General features: G+C 68.4%; 10 protein-coding genes. 6 read left to right on the top strand and 4 right to left on the bottom strand.

The features are described from left to right. The first annotated feature begins 733 nt into the window (after positions 1-733). The 4 genes from AB0368_RS36485 (at position 734) to AB0368_RS36500 (ending at position 5,381) form a co-directional block, all read left to right on the top strand. A complete protein-coding gene (locus tag AB0368_RS36485) occupies positions 734-1,339 on the top strand; it encodes a pyridoxamine 5'-phosphate oxidase family protein (protein WP_366158615.1) in 606 nt (201 codons plus the stop codon). Positions 1,340-2,564: 1,225 nt separating this feature from the next. Further along, positions 2,565-3,992 (top strand): hypothetical protein, encoded by a 1,428-nt coding sequence (locus AB0368_RS36490; RefSeq protein ID WP_366158616.1) that lies wholly within the window; start codon positions 2,565-2,567, stop codon positions 3,990-3,992. A gap of 32 nt (positions 3,993-4,024) precedes the next feature. Beyond that, a complete protein-coding gene (locus AB0368_RS36495) occupies positions 4,025-4,876 on the top strand; it encodes a hypothetical protein (protein ID WP_366158617.1) in 852 nt (283 codons plus the stop codon). Continuing rightward, positions 4,842-5,381: a helix-turn-helix transcriptional regulator gene (locus AB0368_RS36500; protein WP_366158618.1), complete on the top strand. Its 540-nt coding sequence runs from the start codon at positions 4,842-4,844 to the stop codon at positions 5,379-5,381. The genes AB0368_RS36495 and AB0368_RS36500 overlap by 35 nt, the downstream gene beginning before the upstream one ends. 137 nt (positions 5,382-5,518) lie before the next feature. Here the strand turns inward: AB0368_RS36500 and AB0368_RS36505 are convergent, their stop codons facing one another. Beyond that, positions 5,519-7,774 carry a glycoside hydrolase family 97 catalytic domain-containing protein gene (locus AB0368_RS36505; protein ID WP_366158619.1) on the bottom strand — a complete coding sequence of 752 codons (2,256 nt, stop codon included), beginning with the start codon at positions 7,772-7,774 and terminating at the stop codon, positions 5,519-5,521. After that, positions 7,771-10,665 (bottom strand): GH92 family glycosyl hydrolase, encoded by a 2,895-nt coding sequence (locus AB0368_RS36510; protein ID WP_366158620.1) that lies wholly within the window; start codon positions 10,663-10,665, stop codon positions 7,771-7,773. The genes AB0368_RS36505 and AB0368_RS36510 overlap by 4 nt, the downstream gene beginning before the upstream one ends. 342 nt (positions 10,666-11,007) lie before the next feature. Here AB0368_RS36510 and AB0368_RS36515 point away from each other — a divergent pair, with 342 nt between their 5' ends. Continuing rightward, positions 11,008-11,727: a hypothetical protein gene (locus tag AB0368_RS36515; protein ID WP_366158621.1), complete on the top strand. Its 720-nt coding sequence runs from the start codon at positions 11,008-11,010 to the stop codon at positions 11,725-11,727. A gap of 267 nt (positions 11,728-11,994) precedes the next feature. Next, the gene (locus AB0368_RS36520) at positions 11,995-12,552 is read left to right on the top strand and encodes a peptidase inhibitor family I36 protein (protein ID WP_366158622.1); all 558 of its coding nucleotides are present in this window, start codon (positions 11,995-11,997) and stop codon (positions 12,550-12,552) included. 156 nt (positions 12,553-12,708) lie between these two features. Here AB0368_RS36520 and AB0368_RS36525 read toward each other — a convergent pair whose 3' ends face one another. Beyond that, positions 12,709-14,070: a hypothetical protein gene (locus tag AB0368_RS36525; RefSeq protein ID WP_366158623.1), complete on the bottom strand. Its 1,362-nt coding sequence runs from the start codon at positions 14,068-14,070 to the stop codon at positions 12,709-12,711. A gap of 93 nt (positions 14,071-14,163) precedes the next feature. After that, entirely contained in the window at positions 14,164-17,988 is a 3,825-nt protein-coding gene (locus AB0368_RS36530) for a hypothetical protein (RefSeq protein ID WP_366158624.1), read from the bottom strand. Between the last annotated feature and the right edge of the window lie 356 nt (positions 17,989-18,344).

An 18,344-nucleotide genomic window follows, 5' to 3' on the forward strand; every position in this document is an offset into this window, starting at 1 on the left:
TCTGATCTCCCCCACGTTGTCCGGCTCGTTGTCGGCCGGGCATGTGAAAGAGATTCCAGGGCGCACGGTGCACCACCAGTGCCCACCCGGGTGCCACCCGGTTGTACGACAGACCGGCCCGCCTCGGTGTGCGCTTGAATCGGTCGCCCGACGCCCCACTTGAGGACTCCCATAGGTTCACGATGCAGGTCACGTGGACTGAATGGCTCGGGCAATACTGTCCACCGACACCGTGGTGACGAGGTTCGCCCACGGTCAGCGTGCGTGCAGTGGGACCCGATCAGCTTTCCCAGCCTCGGCGCGGACGACTGCGTGGATGGGTGATCGTGCCGTGGGCGGGGACCACCATGCCCGGTCCGGCGTCGCCGTACCGCGGCGGGCGTACTCTGCTGCTCGGTGATCCGGGGGCGGGACCGGGCGGCGGAGATCTGCGACCTGTTCGGATTCGCGCCGTTCGCGCAGCGGGTGATAAAGCTCCGCTACCCCGCCGAATGGCGTGATCTGCCGGACAAGTGAGAAGTAGCAGGCCGGCCGCGGGGTCGGCGCCTGCGCCGGACCGGCTCTGGAAACCTGGAGAAACTCCTACCAGCCCGTTTGCGCCGCCGGGGCAGGTCACGCGCCCCTGGGACCGGGACCCGAAACTAACGATCAATGCAAGTTGCAACGCACTGCAACTGGGTGACTACGGTACGACACTGCGGGGCAGGAAGTATCCGCCACCAGGAGGGTCCTCATGAACCGCGGTGAGCGACAACTGCAGCACACCCTCGGCACCCGGCAGCAGGCCGACGCCTTTCAGACGCGCCAGGTCCTGCCCCACCTCAACAACAGGATGCAGTCCTTCATCGGACGGCAGACGATGATGTTCCTCGCCACGGCCGATCTGAGCGGCAGCTGCGACAACTCGTTCCGGGCCGGGCCGCCCGGGTTCGTCCGGGTGCTCGACGAGGAACACCTCAGCTGGCCGGAATACCGCGGCAACGGAGTCATGGCGAGCCTCGGCAACATCACCGAGAGCCCCCGCGTCGGCCTGTTGTTCGTCGACTTCGACGAGGTCATCGGATTGCACGTCAACGGTACGGCGGAGATCATCCAGGATCCCGGGCACCAGGCGGACACCCCGCCGGGACAACGCGCCCGGCTCTGGATCGTCGCCAGGGTTCAGGAGGCCTACATCCACTGCGCGAAGAACATCCCGCGCATGGTCGAGATTCCGCGCCAGCGCGGGCCTCGATCCCCGGTGGAGCAACCGAAGAAGAGCGACTACTTCGGCACCGCACCGGTGAACCGGGCCGGTCCCATGCCTCCTGCCCGCGCCGGCCGGGGGCGGAACGAGTGATACGGCAGAAACGGGACGGGTCGCTATCCGCCGCTACATCAGTACAGGGACGATGCGACCGAACCCTACAAGAGCAGCGCGGAAGCAGATCAGCGGCTCCCACGTGCAATGGGCGATCCCAACACGAGTCCTCCCCTTGACCCGGACGGCTTGGGGATAGCAAACAGCCACATCGCCGTGGTCGCGAGCGGCGCCGCTGAAGCGGCCCAGCCCATGGCCGCCCGTGAGGCTTCAGGCTGTTCGCCGATTCTCCGGGTCCCGCGTCGCCGACCTCGCCGACACCAGCACCCTCAAGGGCTCAATGCGGCAGATCAGGCCCTGGCCGCCGCGCTTCATGACGGCCCAGAACTCAGCGGGCTGCCCGGCGAAGGTAGGCGACCTGGCCGCCCTCAAGAACGTGCAAGAACTCCGGTGATTGCGGAAGGGCCATTGCCGATGCTCGTTTCTAATTGAGGCCTGCCTGGCATCCCTTCGGTCGCTTGCATCGGCTCGCCGACGTGATAGCCGCCACGTCCAGGCTTGGCACCGCTTGGTTCACAGCTCGGTTCGGCGTGATTGCGATGACACCCGTCGTGATGAACTTGCCACCGCGACCGACGCGCGCGGCGCCAGGAGATGAGTCCAGGGTGGCCAGCAGCAGCGACCGGGACGGTGATGCAGACCGACGCTGCCGTCAACTAGGCACACTGCCGCGGGTCGCATCCGACATCACATCAAGAGTGCAAAACCGTCCGAGGCCAGATCCACGACCTCACAGGAGCTGCCTCTTCCTGTCGGGATGGCAGACGCGAAGAACCCGTGCCGGCACCTGGTCCCCCACCCCGCGCTGCAGGCACGATGCCAGCGGTGCGTCGTCGTGCGTGCGGCAGCCCAGCCTTCCGCACGAGTAGGCGGAAAGTAGGGCGTTGATACCACGATCCGTCATCATGATCGATGTCCCGGAGAATGCAATCGATACTTACGCGGTACTCACCCGCGCCTAAGGCACTGGAAAGGATGGCAAGCATCGTCATAGTCGGTATTGGGAACGCCTTCGCGTCAACCGAACTGATCCCCAACCCTGACTGAGAGGTAGGGGTCACCGCAGTCGGCATGCCGCCCCTCCTTCTCCGGAGTGCTTGGCATACGCGTAACCACATTGCTTTTGGGTCCGGGATATTTGCTAGGGCCAATCTGGCCGGTTCGGCCCGCAAGCTGAGAAACTTCCGCCATCGAGGAGTTCATCATGACGACCGCCATCGAACATCTCGCACAGGACGTGTCACCCCAGATCGAGCGGATCAAGCGCAGGATCCAGATTCACGGCGACGAGGAGAGCCTCCAGAAGGCAGCTCGGCTGATTGCGGAGAATCTTGAGGGGCACGGGATCACCTTCGAGGGGAAAGACCTTCCCGTCTCACTGATGCCTACAGTGGTGCTCGCTGAGGATGCGGCAAACCTCGAACGGTCCGGGGCGTGCGTCCGCAACGTCCTCAACCGCGCCCTCGACCTCTTCGTTGCGGAGCACCGGAAGGGCAAGCTCGACGGTCCGATGCACCGATTCTTCACGCCCTACTACAAGTTCTGGGACCTGATAGCTTCGGAACGGCGCCAGTTGGATCACATTCAGCTGATGCGCTACGACGCTGTCTCCGGCGCGCAGGGCAAGTGGAGCTTCATGGAGACCAATACCGGATGCCCTGGCGGCGTGATCCACTGCGCCAGGATCCGGGACGCATGGATGGCCACGCCCTTCGGCGAAGAAGTGTGCGCCGGCGAGGACATCGCGGAGTTCGCTGTCGACCGACCGGAGGGATTCGTCACGTTCCTGGCGGCCAAGGCAACTGAGATCGACTGCGATAACCCAAATATCGCCATCCTGAACTCCCATGGTGTGCACACGAACGAGCTGGAGTCCCTGCGCCGGCGCCATGCGGAGCTACGTGATCAGGGTGTGCTCCCGGCAGGAGAGTTGTTCCTCGGCGATATCCGCGACATCTCGGTCGAGGGTGATCGCGGCTACCTCCGGGGGAAGCCTATTGCGCTGATCTACAACAAGCTACCGGCTCGCCTGATTGATCCCAGCAACCCGGATCTCCGCGGCTGGATCGAAGCGTCGCTGTGCAGCAGGACGGAGTTCCTCAACTCGTGGGGTGCCACCTTCCTCACCGAGGCGAAGCGAGCCTTGGCTCTGGTTTCGGATCCTGGGTGGAACACGTTCCTGGAACTCACGGACGAAGAGATTGCGATCATCCAGGAATCGGTCCCGTACACGCGTCTCATCGAGGACGCCGCCGCCGCAGGTGAGGGACACACTTCTCTATTGACAGGGGCCCAGAACTCCATGGTTCTGAAGGCTGACCTGCTGACGAGGGGCAGTGGCGTCTACATCGGCGACGGCACGAGCAAGTACGACTGGGCAAAGGCCGTGGAGGACACGCGGGCAAAGCATGGCGTACTTCAGGTGAAGTGTGACCTGCCGACCCGTCCGGCCCTGGGAGTGCTCGATTCCACTGGCGCTGAGGCCTCCGAGTACTTCGGAGTGGACGCCTTCTTCTTCGGCTCGCAGTTCGCGGGGCTGGTGAGCAGGTCGCACACCAACCAGGTTTTCAATGTGGGCAACGGCGGAAAGGAATCTCCCGTCCTCATCGTGAACCCCACGGAGTCCTCCTGAGCCTGAAGGCCTGAGGCTGCCCCGGATCTCTGGTGCTTCTGCTGCTCTGCATGATGCACAGTGCGTGCAGAGCAGCAGGAGCGTCGCGCCGTAAGACCGCCTATCTGCCAACTCAGAATCGGGACAGCAAAGTGTCAATCACCGGGTCGGAATCCACATTGTCATCCCTATGGCCGGATGTTCCGGATCGCCAGCACTTGAGTCGAGATCACATCCTATTGCTGGTGTCGGACTTTATTCTTCGATTCATCGGCATCGCCTGCTTCACGATCTTCATCGCAGGTATCTACACCGTCACGGGAAAAGCATCCAGCATCGGGTTCATCAGCTTGGCCACGGTAGGCCCTAGCCTCCTGGTTCTCCTCTTCGCCGGCACGTACACGCGCTTCCTCTCACCCCTGGGTGCGATTCGGTGGTTCATGAGTATGCGGGCTCTGGTCTTCCTGGTCGCGATTCCGCTGGCTGACGAATCGGTCGTACTGTTCATCGCGGCCGCGTTGCAGGGTCTGGCGCACCAGTCATCCGTCAGCGCCAAAATGGTGCTGGATGCCGAGTATCTGAACGACGCTAATCGAGTGAACTTCAACGCGAAGAAGACGATGTTGAAGAACATGGCTGTGATCACCGCTCCGGCACTCGGCGGCGTATGTGGGCGATGGCGTGTGCCTTCGCTGCCGAACCGGCCGCCGCCGTCGCTGCCGGTGAGGAGTTCTGCGCAAGGCCAACGAGTCCGGGGCGCCCTGGGCGATCAGCTGGGCACTGTGGGTCGCCGCCCTGGCCGCGCTGCGCAACCACGACCATCCGCGCGCCGCCGACTTCATCAACCAGGCGCTGCGCCTGCAACGCGACATGGACGACCAATGGGGTCAGACGTGGAGCCTTGAGCTATGCGCATGGATCATCGCTGCGCGGCTCAACAGCGCGGACAACGCCCAGCAGGAGGCGCAGCGCGCCGCGTGGCTGCTCGGCGCGGCCCGCGCCCGCCAACGCAAAGTCGGTGTCTCCCTTGGCGGGATGCGACCCCTCGCCGATCGGCACGCCCACGCCCACACCCTGATCGCAGCGTGGCTGAGTGACGAGCAGATTTCCGCGCAGATGGAGGCCGGCTCACGCGGCCACGGCCAAGCGGTACGGATCGCCCTGGGTGAGCCCACCACCCGCCGGGTCACCGCCGCAGGCCCCGAAGGCCTCACCGACCGTGAACGCGAGGTCGCCCGGCTCGTCGCCGAAGGACTCACCAGCGCCGAAATCGGCGCGCAGCTACGCATCGGGCACCGCACCGTGGACGTCCACGTCCGCAACATCATGAGGAAGTTGGGTGTGCGTCGACGTGTCGCCATCGCGACCTGGGTGGCGGCACAGCCCGACTCGTCGTACCCGACCAGTTGAGCAACGGCCGAAGCACATCATGTGATGACGAACGTCGGCCGGCCCGGGCGTCGAGGGCGCCGCCCGGCCGACGCGCCATCGGCACGGCCGACGCCGGCGCCGAGGGGCAACAGGCCGCACCGAAGATCACCGAGGCGTTAATACACCTCCACCTCGTAGATGCGGGCCGCGCCGCCGCCGGACTGCTCGGCCGCCAGGACGGTGAGCTTGACGTACCGGGCGGTGGCTGACACTTGGTGAGTGGTCAGGTCGGAGGTGTTGCCGCGTTGCTGCACCAGGGTTTGCCAGGTGCTGCCGTCGCTGGAGACCTGGATGTCGTAGTCGCGGGTATCCCACGACGCCGACTCGCCGCCGGCTCCAGCGTGTTTGATCGTGATCGTGTTGATGGCTGTCGCCGATCCGAGGTCGACCTGCCACCACTTGTTGGCCGCGCCGGAGCACCACTTGTCGCTCGGGCCGCCGGAGACGCTGCCGTTGACCGCCTTGCCCGCCGTCTCATTGCTGTTGCAGCTGGAGTCGGCGGTGGCCGGCTTGTTCAGCGCCTTGTCGGTCGGTGGCGGTTGGGTGCCGCCGTCCGGCTTCGGGCAGGTGGTGATGCCTGGGGTCGCCGGGCAGATCACCGACACGAACCCGCCGTTCGCCGCCTCGGACACCGACAGGGTGCTGCCGGACGTGACTGTCGCCGTGTCCCGGGTCAGGGAGCTGCCGCTGTCGCGCACCGTCTCGGCGAAGTACTGCTTCGAACCGAGGAAGTTCAGCGCCGTGGTGAACGTTTTGGCGCCGACGGCCGACAGGCCGCCGATGAACCACGTGTCGCCGTACCGCCGGGCCAGATAAACCTCGTGGCCGGGGGTACCGCCGAGCAGCAGGGTCTCGTCCCAGGCCGTGGGCGTCTTGTTGAGGATGGCCAGGGCGAGCGGCTGGCTGCGGTATGTCTGCGGGTTGTCCGAGTAGTGCTGCCAGCCGGACTCGAACGCCACCGCCATGCCGACCTGGTGGCCCTTGGTGGTGTTGCCCATGGCCGTGCTGAAGTCCACCGGGGTGAAGTCCATGCTGGAAACTTGGTTACGGGTATACGGCAGGATCGTGTCGAACGCCGCATTGTCCTGCTTCTGTTCGGCGCCGAACACCGCCTCTGAGCTCATCACGTGCGGCCAGGTGCGCTGCATGCCGCGGGTCATCTCGGTGCCGTGAAAGTTGACCATGAGGTGCAGGTTCGCCGTCAGGTTCAGCACCTTGTCGTACCACTGCATTGTCGACTGGGTGTGCTCCCACACGTAGTCGATCTTGACGCCGGCGACGCCCCAGCTCTTGGCCGTGTTCAGCTGTTGCAGCTGGCTGTCCGACTGCAGGTCGCTGGAGTCGTACCAGATGATGACGCCGACGCCGTAAGCCTTGGCGTAGTTGACCAGGTCGGGGATCCAGCTCGGGGACCAGCCGGCGTCGATGAGCACGTACGGCCAGCCGTTCTGCTGGGCGAAGTCGACGTACTTCTTGCCCATGTTTTCGTCGCCGGTGCCCTCGGTCATCCAGGACCAGGCCACCTGGCCCGGCTTGATCCACGAGGTGTCGGAGATCTTCGACGGCGCCGCCATATCGTCGACGATCCGGCTCACGGTGACCGCGGCGAGGTCGCCGATGGCTGCTGTGCGCCACGCCGTCGAAAGCGGGCCGCTGGAGGACACCTGGCTCTCGAGGCTCACCGAGTAGCTGCCCGAACCGCTGCCGTGGCTGAGCGTGCTGGCGGTGTACCGGCCGTCGATGTCCGTCTCGGCGATGCTTACGTATGTACCGCCGACGTTGAACAGCGCCGGGTAGTCGTAGTCCCGGGCAGCCGCGCCGCCGGCGGTCGTGGTCCGCCACTGGCCCTGCTGGTCGGAGGTCGCGTCGTTGAGCCATGCCGGCGCATTCGTCGGCACGCTGAACGACGACGTCTCGCCGGTGACCCGGATCGTGCCGGTCTCCGGCAGGACGTAGCGGAAGGCGACGCCGTCCGTGCCGGCCCGCACGATCAGGTTCATGGCCTGCCCGTTCGAGCCGGTGAAGGGGATCGTGGCCTGGTTGTAGGTGACTGAGCGGCTGCGCTGCTTGCCCGTCGTCATCGTGTACGTCTGCGTCACGACCGTGTCCGAGCGCGTGCCCGAGTTGAGCCCGCTCGTGAAGTCGCCGACGCTGGTGCTGATGCCGATCGGCGCCGGGGAGAGCACCGTGGCGTCGCCGCGCGTGGCCGCGAACGTGAGCCTGCCGTTCGTCAGCGTGATGACGGCCGCGTTGCCCCCGGACGGCGCGCTGACCGTCCAGGTGCCGCTGGTGGCGGCGAACGCTGCCGGGACGGCGATCGCCGTTGCGACCAGGGTGCCGATGACGCCGCCGGCCTGCAGGCAACGTCTCATCGGTACACCTCGACTTCGTAGACTCGGGCTGCGCCGCCGCCGGACTGCTCGGCGGCAAGGACGTTCAGCCGGACGTACCGCGCGGTGGCCGACACGGCGTGGGTGCTCACGGTCGCGGTGTTGCCGCGCTGCTGCACCACCGTCTGCCAGGAGCTGCCGTTCGTGGAGACCTGGATGTCGTAGTCGCGCGTGTTCCACGCCGTCGACTCACCGCCGGCTCCCGCGTGCGAGATCTTGACGGTCTTTATCGGTACGGCCGCCCCGAGGTCCACCTGCCACCACTTGGTCGCCCCGCCGGAGCACCACTTGTCGCTGAGGCCGCCGGAGACGCTGCCGTTCACGACCTTGTCCGGTGTTTCGCTGCTGGCGCAGCTGGAGTCCGCGGTGGCGGGCTTGTTCAGCGCCAGGTCGGTCGGCGGTGGAGCCGAGCCGGTGTCGAACGACGGTGGCGCGTCGGCCGCGGCCGACCCCCAGGACGTGTTGGCGCTGGTCCCGAGCACGACGTCCAGCGTGCCGCCGGACGAGACGAACGACTCGGGCAGCCACGGCTTCGTCGAGGCGGTCCCGTTGACGTTCAGGCTCTGGATGTACGGGGTGTTGGTGGCCGCCGCGGGCGCGTTGATCGTGAGGATCGCGCCGTTACTGCGGTGGATGACCACCTGGGTGAAGAGCGGGGACGCAAGCAACAGCTCGGCCCGGCCCGGGGCCAGCGGGTACAGGCCCACGGCGGCCCAGACGTACCAGGCGGACATGGCGCCGAGGTCGTCCTGGCCCGGGATGCCGCCGGGGGTGTTCGACCACAGCGTGTTCACGGTCTGCCGCACGGTCGCCTGCGTCTTGTACGGCTGTCCCGCGAAGTTGTACAGCCACGGCGAACCGATGGACGGCTCGTTGCTGACGTCGGCGGTGCTGCCGTCGCCGCCGGACAGCGCCCAGTTGCCGTTCGCGTCGTGGAAGAACCGGTCCAGCCGCGACGCCGCGGTGGCGTTGCCACCCATCGCGGTGAACAGCCCTTTGGCGTTGTACGGGACCATCCACGTGTACTGGGCGGCGCTGCCCTCGGCGAAGCCGTCGTCGCTCCGCGGGTCGAAGGACGGCCAGCTGCCGTTGGTGTTGCGTTCCTGGATGTAGCCGCCGTTGCCGGGGTTGAAGACCTTCTTCCAGCCCTGCGCCCGGCCCAGGAACGTGGCCTGGTTAGAGCTGTCGCCCAGCCGACCGGCCAGCGTGGAGATGCCGAAGTCGGCCGCGCCGTCCTCCAGCGTCTCCCCCGCGCCGCCCCACGCGTTGCCTTCGGCGGGGACGTAGCCCAGTCGCAGGTACTGGTCCAGCGAGGGCCGTTCGCCGACCACCATGACGTTCCAGCCGTCGCGGCTGAGGTCGTCCGCGGTGACCGTGGTGGCGGCGTGCACCATGGAGGCCAGCGCGCCCTGGGCGTCGAACCCGGTGCCGCCGAACGCGTAGATGCTGGACACCGCCGCGTGCCCGGGGTCGCCGGCCATCACGTGAGTGCCGCCCTGGTTGTGCGTCCAGCGGTCCCAGACGCCGTTGTTCTGCTTCGCCTGGTTGTACAGCGACTGGGAGATGTCGGCGCCGACGTCGGGTTGCAGCAGCGTGATGAGCTGGACCTGGTCGCGGTACACGTCCCAGCCGGAGAAGTTGGCGTACTGCGCCTTCTGGCTGCCACTGACGGTGTAGGTGTTCTGGTCCATTCCCTTGTACTGGCCGTTGCTGTCACTGAACACGTTGGGGTGCAGCAGCGAGTGGTAGAGCGCGGTGTAGAAGGTGCCCTGCTGGGCGCTCGTGCCGCCGCTGGTGCTGATCCGGTTCAGCGCGGTGTTCCAGGCGTCGTGAGCCTTCTGCTTCACCGTGTCGAAGCTGGTGCCGGCCGGGTTCTCGACGTCGAGGTTCGCCTGGGCGTTGGCCAGGCTGACGTACGAGATGCCGACGCGCACGCCGACGGCGCTGCCGCCGCTGGTGTCGAACGTGACGTAGCCGCCGGAGCCCTGCTTGGCGACCGGCCAGCCGCCGGAGTCCAAGCCGGTACCGCCGCCGGCGCTGGTGCTGCCGGCGTTGACCGTGCTGTTCGTCCAGGTGCCAGTGCTGGTGAAGGCGTGGTCGAACGCGGCGACGAAGTACAGCGTGTAGTAGCTGCGCCGGCCGATCTGGTTGATGTAGCCGCAGAAGTTACCGCTGGTCACCGAGCCGCTGATCGTACGGGCGGAGGTGTTGATCATGGTGCTCGCCGCAGTGCTGCCCACCTCCGAGTTGGACGTGCGCACGAGCAGGGTCGCCGGCTTGCCGGATGGGTACGTGAACCGGCCGGCACCAGTGCGGGTGGTGGCGCTGAGCTCCACGTTGACGCCGGAGTCCAGGCCCACCCGGTAATAGCCTGCGGTGCCCGTCTCGTTGCTGTGCGAGAACGTGCTGGCGTACGTGGCGTCGGAGCTGTCCGCACTGGGCGAGCCGGAGACCGAGCCGGGGTACGGCAGGAACGGGATGTCGCCGGAGGCGCCGGCGCAGCCGGTGCCGGAGAGGTGGGTGAGCGCGAAGCCGCGGATCTTCGTGTTGTTGTAGCCGTAACCGCCGGGCTCGACGGTCCGCGTCTGGTTGCCCGCCGTGTTCTCGGGGCTCCATTGGACCATGCCGAACGGCGTGTCGGCGCCGGGCCACGTCTCGCCGTTGTTGTTCGTGCCGATGAGGGTGTTGACGGCGGCGGCCGGGTCGGCGACCGCACGCGGGGCCACGGCGGCCGAGGCCGCAGCAGTGGGCACCGCCGAGCCGACGACCGCGACGGCCAGCGCGCAGGACAGGAGGAGGGGACGTCGTGCCATGGTCACCGCCGTGGGGACGAGGAGGATGCGGGGTGCTGACAGCGTTGTCACCGTAGGCATCGACTCGACTCTATGTAAAGCTTACATTCATTATTATCAATTATTTATTTGAGCGGCGTTCTGGAGCGGTATCGCGGGTGAGCAGGGCCGCCGCCTCTCGACCATCAGCTGCGAGATCAAGCGCAAACCCGGCCAGGCCATCGCCATAAGCGGCGCTTATGGTCCAGTAGGCAATCGGTCTTGGACACCGCCGACCGGCATCGTCTTCGCTGGAGCCATGACCGACAAAGCAACCCTCGGCGGTGCTTCTGCGAACGGCTCTGGTCTGGCGGGCACGCCGCGTGTCGGCGTAGCCCTCGCACGAGGCTGCGCCGGCGTCACGGCCACCGCAGCGGTAGGCGGATGACCGCGACGCACCGCCGCACCGAGCCAGGCACACCCGCCCCCGTGCCGGTGCTCGGCTGGTCCCTGATCGGCATGCTGCTGATTCTCGCGCTTTGCGCCGGGTTCGGCATGAAGTCCTGCGACGACAGGGACTGGCCGGACCGGCACCGCGACGCCCGCGAACGGGCGGCCTCAGCCCTGATCCGCGGATGCACAGTAGGCGGTGCTCGGCAAGTGCCGGCCATCCCGTCTACCGAGACGACCATGCCATCGATCCGCCCGTCCACCGCTACAACCGCCGGGCCCAACTCCGACCTCATCGCCGTCGCCGTGGCCGTCGACCTCGCCGCCGCCCCTGCACCCGTCACCGGCATCGACGCGACGCGGCACATCGTCGCCGCCAACTCGGCGTACCCGCTCGGTCGGGCCCCCGTCAACCGGTCGAACACGACCGCGGTGCCCGACGCCGGCGGCCGGGTCGAGCCGGTCGTCGCTCTGCGGGTACCGGGCGGCCGCGACGGGACCGTCACGGTCGAGGTCACCGCGACGGCGGTGGTCCGCTCCCCCGGAACCTCGTCGGACACGGTGGTGACGACCACCCTCTCGTCGTCCTGCGGCACCGTTACCCTGCACATGGGTGACGGGCAGATCACGGCGGCGTCGGTGACGCAACCCCCGCCCGACCGGCCGCAGAGCGAGACCACCGTCTCGCGACCGCCACGCCCGGCCTACGGCTGACCGGCCCGGCGTCGGCGCCCATGCGGAGGACCTGCTGGGAACCCGGCGTCGACCGCCCGGTCTCGAACTCCGGCGGCCCGCCCGAGAGCGACGCACGGCGTTGCAGCGAGTGTTGTCTGGAAGAAGTACCCGCTTCCAGACAACTTCTGCCCCTGGTCTGCTGACGGCATAGCCCGCGCTGGGCAGTCCATAGATCAGCCGGGAACGATGCGCTCGAAGGGAAGTCCCATGACGAGTAATGCACGGCTCCGTACCAACGTTCTGGGGGTGACGCTCGCCGTCGGCAGTGTCGCGGCGGCCCTCGCCCCCGCTGCAGCCGCGTCCGGCTCCACCACCGAGGCGGCGACCCCCACCTTGGCCGACCGGTCGCCGGGGGCGTCGGCGGGTGTCCTGGCGTCCTTCGAGGGTCGCCGGATCGATCTGAGCCGGGACTGGGATGGCGCACGATCGTGCGCCGTCGTGTCACCCGAGGACGTGCGCTGCTACGTGTCGAATGAGCAGGCCGACGCCGCCCTGGCCGCGGCGGGGCTCACCAGCAACGTCACGGGCGAGACGTTCGACGACCAGTGCGCCAATGGCTGGCTGTGCCTGTTCGACCTGCCGAACTTCGGTGGGCGTCGGCTGATCTTCCAGGACGAGGGCTGGCAATCTCTGGCCGGTTACGGCTTCCAGTACAAGACCTCCTCATGGATCAACAACCAGGCCTGCGACGACCTCGGTGGCCTCGGTGACGGCGTCGGCGGCGCCATCTACATCTCAGGTTGTGGCGCACGGGCAAGTGAGTTGGGCGACTGGGACAACCGGGCGGTCGACGTCGGCCCCTGACATCCGGTCGTGTCGCATCTGCCATCGTGACACGATGAGGGGTGCGCACTGATTGATCGAAGGTTCTGCATCGTGACGTGCAGCCGGGCCCGCAGGAGCGGCCCGGCTGTCGTTTGTGCGCGTGACTCGGTCGCGTCTGCCAGAGTGGTCAGGACGTCACGAACACGTACCGCCGGTGAAGTCGGCCGCGCAGGCCCGGCCGATCCGGATGGATCCGATGACCGTCCCGTTCGGCAGGGTCAGGTCGTTCTGCGGGCGATAGCTGAAGTACATCCACTGGTCGTGGTCGAGTTCGGGATGCAGCACGACCGCATAGCAGCCTTTCCGCTCGACGGGCGCACAGTGTTCCGCCGGCAGGACTGCACGATTCGGAACACCGAAGATTCCATTGCCGTCGTCCGTGCGTACGGCTGCGTGGTCGACATTCACCGTGCCGGTCCCGGGCTCGGGACCGGGTCGATAGGCGATGATCACGTGCGAGCCGACGTTCACCGCCGAGGGGACCGCCCAGACCTGCGACAGCGGATCAGTATCTGCCTTGAGGACCGCAGTGGCGGGCGGGTATGCCGTGCCGCACCCCTCGAAGGAGGTCGGGGTGCAGTCGTCATCGGGCTTGGCGTCGGCCGGTGGCAATGCCGTCCATACATCGTCGGCATGAGACCCGGATGGGCCGTCGGCTCGGTAGCTCCAGTTCGCCCGCAGCGCGACGCTGGTCAGGTTCGCTTGCACCGGTTGCCGTGCGTCGTAGAACCAACGCGCCGACGTGCAGTCCGAGGCTGACCCGCACTGTGCGACCCTCAGCTCGCCGGTGCCCGGGACGAAGTACGGCGCGCTGCCATAGACGCCGCTCCGCGTCAGGCCGGCCGGCCACCATTGGTTGACGAACCTTCCCGGCACGAACAGCCGATCGTTGAGCACGGTCGCTGTCGGGGCGATGTCCGGCGTCTCGGCGTCCCAGTTCATGCGCGCAACGCCGCCGTCGAAGAAGCGGTACGACTGCGGGCTGAGGCTCACACACATGTTCTGGTAAAAAACGAGCACGGTCTCGCGGCGCGGGTCGCCGTCCGGCAGCCGGATGACGCCCTTGACCCACTCTGCCGCGTACTCGCCCTGGCCACAGGTGGGGTAGGCGTTTCCGCCGATGATGAAACGGGCGAACGCGAGCGGCCGTCCCGTGGAGTCCTTGACCACCTTGCTCGGCAACGGTGGCAGCGTGCCCGGTACCGGTGCGACGAGCGAAGCGGTGTTGGTGGGGAACCCGGGCCCCCCGAAAGGCGTTCCGGCTGAGTCGAAGCCGCCACTGTCGCAGAAGACCCAGAGGTCGCGGGTCACGGAACCGGCCGTACGACTGTCCACTCCGGTGATGCGAGCGCTGAAGCCGCAGTCTCGGTTGCTGTAGTAGACGGTGCCGGGACTGTCCAGGTCGCGGGTTTCCACGCCTTGCACGTCCACCGCGTACACCGGGGAGCATCCGGCGGGCAGCAGGCCGGCGACGACAACCGCGCCGATGGCGAGCAACGTGCGCCATCGGGGGCGCCCAGCCCCAGAGGTGGCCCGGTGTGTCTCTCTCCTGATCTTGCGCATGCGGACCCTCCAGTGCGGAACTGCGGATTACAACGGGTGGCCGGCCTCGTGGCCGGAGCAGGTGCTTCGATAGGGCAGCCCGGGAAGGTGGTGCGCCCATTCGTCGCGATCCAGGCCGCGGCCGGCGACGGCGCAGGCGTATCCGGCCGGATCATCGAGGAGATCGTCGAGGTCCGCCAGGTCCCACAACATGACCGTCCGGTCCCAGCTGCCGGTGGCCAGCGTCCGGCCGTCGCGGCTGAAGGCCATCGCGCTGATGAAGCTGTCGTGGCCGGTCAGCGGAGCCCCCAGCCGCACCGGCCGGCGCGGGTCGGAGATGTCCCACAACTGCACCGTCCGGTCCCAGCCGCCGGAGGCCAGGATCCGGCCGTCGGGGCTGATGGCGACGGTGGTGACCTTGTCGCGGTGGCCGGTCAGCGGAGCCCCCAGCCGCACCGGCCGGCGCGGGTCGGAGATGTCCCACAACTGCACCGTCCGGTCCCAGCTACCGGAGGCCAGAATCCGGCCGTCCGGGCTGAACGCCACCGACCTGACCGTACTGTCGTGCCCAGTCAGCGGTGTGCCCGTGGGGATCGGGCCGCCGCGGTCGGTGGTGTCCCAGAGAAGCACCGTGCCGTCCTCACTGCCGGTGGCCAGGATCCGGCTGTCCGGGCGGAACTCAGCGGCGGTGACCTTGCTGTGGTGGCCGGCCGGCGAGACGCCCAGCCGGACCGGCCGGCGCCGGTCGGTGACGTCCCAGAGCTGCACCGACCGGTCCTCGCCGCCGGTGGCGAGGGTTCGCCCGTCGGGGCTGAACGCCGCCGAGGCGACCGTACCGTGGTGCCCTGTCAGGGATGTGTCGATCCGGCTGGGGCGGCCCGGCTCGGTGACATCCCCCACCAGCACCGTGCCGTCCTTGCCGCCGGTGGCCAGCGCACGGGTGTCCGGGCCGATGGCCACGGCGGTCACCGCGCCCTGGCGGCGGGGCGGCAGCATGCCCTGCCGGACCGGGCGGCTGCGGTCGGTGGTGTTCCACCACAGCACTGTGCCGTCCACGCTGCCGGTGGCCAGCGTGTGGGAATCCGGGCCGAACCTCAGCGTGGTGAGCAGGTCCGGATGGCCGGTCAGCGGAACCCCGAGCCGCACCGGGTGGCCCCGGGCCGCTACGGTCCACAACATCACCGTGTGGTCCCAGCTACCGGAGGCCAGCGTCCGGCCGTCCGGGCTGAACGCCACCGCGTCGATCCCGTCGTGGTGACCGGTCAGGGGCGTGCCGAGCCGCACCGGCCGGACTGGATCCGTCACGTCCCACAGCACAACCGTGCGGTCCCAGCTACCGGTGGCCAGAGTCCGGCCGTCCGGGCTGAATGCCACCGAGGCAACGGGGAAGCTGTGCCCGGTCAGCGGGGCGCCGATCCGGACCGGCCGGGCCCGGTCCACCACGTTCCACAACACCACCGTGCGGTCCCAGCTACCGGAGGCCAGCGTCCGGCTGTCCGCGGTGAACGCCAGGGTGACGACGAAGCCGTCGTGGCCGATCAACGGGGCGCCCAGACGCATCGGCCGGTGGGGGTCCGTGACGTCCCAGAGCAGCACAGTCCGGTCCTGAGCACCCGTGGCGAGTGTCCGCCCGTCCGGGCTGAACGCGACCGTGCCGACCTTGTCCCGGTGCCCGGTCAACGGCACGCCCACCCGCACCGGCCGTTGGCGGTCGGTGACGTCCCACAGCAACACCGTCCGATCCTCACCACCGGCGGCCAGCGTCCGGCCGTCCGGACTGATCGCGACCGTGCTGACCTTGTCCCGGTGGCCGGTCAGCGGGGCGCCCAACCGCACCGGCCGCTGGCGGTCGGTGACGTCCCACAGCAACACCGTCCGATCCTCACCACCCGTGATCAGCGTTCGCCCGTCCGGACTGAAGGAAACCGCGCTGACCTTGTCCCGGTGCCCGGTCAACGGCACGCCCACCCGCACCGGCCGTTGACGGTCGGTGACGTCCCACAGCAACACCGTCCGATCCTCACCACCGGCGGCCAACGTCCGGCCGTCCGGACTGAACGCCACGGATCGCACCGCGCGATGATGGCCCGGCACGGTTCCGGCATAGTGGGTGCCGGTCAGCAGGCGGGTCAGGCTGCTCCGGGTTTCCCGGTCGGGGCGCACGCGCTCGGCGGCGATGGCCAGCGTGAGCGCGGTACGCGGATCGTCGTCGATGGACGCCTCGGCCACCAGTTGACGGGACATCGCGAGATCGCGTTCGTTCTCGGCACGGCCCGCTTGGACGCGCGCCACGCCGGCAAGCAGGCTCAGCGCCACCACAGCGGCGGACAGGGCGATGACGGCCAGTCGGGCGCGGCGACGGCGGGTGGCTCGTTCGTGGGCACGCTGGCCGCGGCCGGCGATCAGGAACGCCCGTTCCAGCCCGCTGAGGTGTCCGAGGTCGCGGTCGTCCCAGGCGAACAGCCGGGCACCCCGGTACAACGCGCCGGGGTCGCGGTGCAGATCGCGCCACAGATGGGCGGCCTCGGTGAGTTGACGGTGGAGCATCAACGTCTCCCGGTCGGCGATCAGCCAGCCGGACAGCCGTGGCCAGGCGCGGATCAGTGCCTCGTGGGCGAGCTCGACGGTGTCCTCGCCCAGCACGACCAACCGGGCCGCGGCGAGCCGGTCGAGTACCACCTCGACGTTCGGAAAGTCCAGTTCGGCGCGGCTCACCCGACGGCGGACGTCGTCCACGCCGTCGGCGAGGGCGACCAGCCGTACCAGCACCTGCCGGGCAGCCTCCCGCTGCCCGGCGTCGAAACGGGCGTACACGCTCTCCGCGGTCTGCGCGATCGCCCCGGCAACGCCGCCTGCGGCGTCGTATCCGGCCGCGGTCAGGACGCTGCCGCGGCGTTGCCGCCAGGTCTCCAGCATGGCGTGGGACACCAGCGGCAGGGCACCCGGCTGTCCGGCCGCATCAGCGAGGATCTTGGCGACCAGCGCCCGCTCCACGGTCACCCCCGTCCGGCGCGCCGGACCCGTGACGACCTCCCGTAGCTCATCGGCGTCGAGCGGCCCGACCGGCACGTTGGCCCCGGCCAGCAGCGGCGCCAGTCCTGGCAACGCGGCGCACCTGGCGTAGAAATCTGCTCGCACTCCCAGCACCACCCGGGCCCGGCCGCCGGACCCGTCGATCAGCGACGCCAGCTCGTCCACGAACTCCGTACGCTCGGCCGGGTCGGTGCAGAGGGTGAACACCTCCTCGAACTGGTCCACCACGACCAGCGCAGTCATCCCTGCCGGCACCGCGGCGAGCCGTTCGCGCAGGGTGACGACGGGCCGGGCGCCAGGGGTCAGCACGACCGGCACGGCACCACAGTGATCGAAAGATCCATCCGAGGCTGCCGCGCCCGTCAGCGCGGGCAGTACCCCGGCGCGCAACAGCGAGGACTTGCCCGCTCCGGAAACCCCGAAAACCGCCACGAACCGGTGCTGTTCCAGCAGCCGGACGATCTGGGCGACAAGACCGCCGCGCCCGAAGAACAGACCGGCATCGCGCTCCTGGTAGGCGGCTAGTCCCAGGTATGGCGCTTCGGCATCGCCGTACCCGTCCCGGCCCGACGCGGCGACCTGCGCCGCGACCACCCGCCACGTGCGCTCCCACTGCACCGGATCGCTGTCGCATGCGCGCACGAACGCCAAGGTCACCGCCAGGCTGGGCAACTGCCGCCCGTCCGCCGCATGGGCCAAGGTGGCGGCGGAGTAGCCGGCCGACTCAGCCAGCTGCCGGTACCCGGGGGTTCCCGCCCGGCGCCGCAATTCCCGCAGCCGCGCGGCGAACGACGCGACCGGACCGTCGCCGGCGTCCAGGACCCGCTCAGGGCGTGGCATGCGACCTCCCGGCGTCCGCGCTGCCGAGAAGTCGCACCTCCCGCTCCGTCGGCGCGCCTGGTGGCAGTTGTCCGGCAGGAAAGCCCCCTACCAGACAACTCCCGCTGCTGGTCTGCTCACCGCAGAACGCCGTTCCGGCACCGCCGTGCCACCGACGCCGGACGCGGTCCCATCCGGCCGGAGCGGAGAAGAGAACGGAACTGATCATGAGCTGATCCGATCTGTGCTGGCCCATCTCCGGGACCCGAGGCCGACGGGCCGGCGGCGCCCTTAAAGGAATGACCCTGTCGGTGAGCGCCCCACTGCCCACTGAGGACCGAACCACCGTAGACCCACGGCCCGCGAGGTCGTCAGTA

The organism is Actinoplanes sp. NPDC051475, assembly GCF_040689425.1.
Classification (GTDB): Bacteria; Actinomycetota; Actinomycetes; order Mycobacteriales; family Micromonosporaceae; genus Actinoplanes.

Coding starts and splice junctions, on each gene's coding strand:
- AB0368_RS36485 (WP_366158615.1), top strand. CDS start 734: ATGAACCGCGGTGAGCGACAACTGCAGCACACCCTCGGCACCCGGCAG.
- AB0368_RS36490 (WP_366158616.1), top strand. CDS start 2,565: ATGACGACCGCCATCGAACATCTCGCACAGGACGTGTCACCCCAGATC.
- AB0368_RS36500 (WP_366158618.1), top strand. CDS start 4,842: ATGGACGACCAATGGGGTCAGACGTGGAGCCTTGAGCTATGCGCATGG.
- AB0368_RS36505 (WP_366158619.1), bottom strand. CDS start 7,774: ATGAGACGTTGCCTGCAGGCCGGCGGCGTCATCGGCACCCTGGTCGCA.
- AB0368_RS36510 (WP_366158620.1), bottom strand. CDS start 10,665: ATGCCTACGGTGACAACGCTGTCAGCACCCCGCATCCTCCTCGTCCCC.
- AB0368_RS36515 (WP_366158621.1), top strand. CDS start 11,008: ATGACCGCGACGCACCGCCGCACCGAGCCAGGCACACCCGCCCCCGTG.
- AB0368_RS36530 (WP_366158624.1), bottom strand. CDS start 17,988: ATGCCACGCCCTGAGCGGGTCCTGGACGCCGGCGACGGTCCGGTCGCG.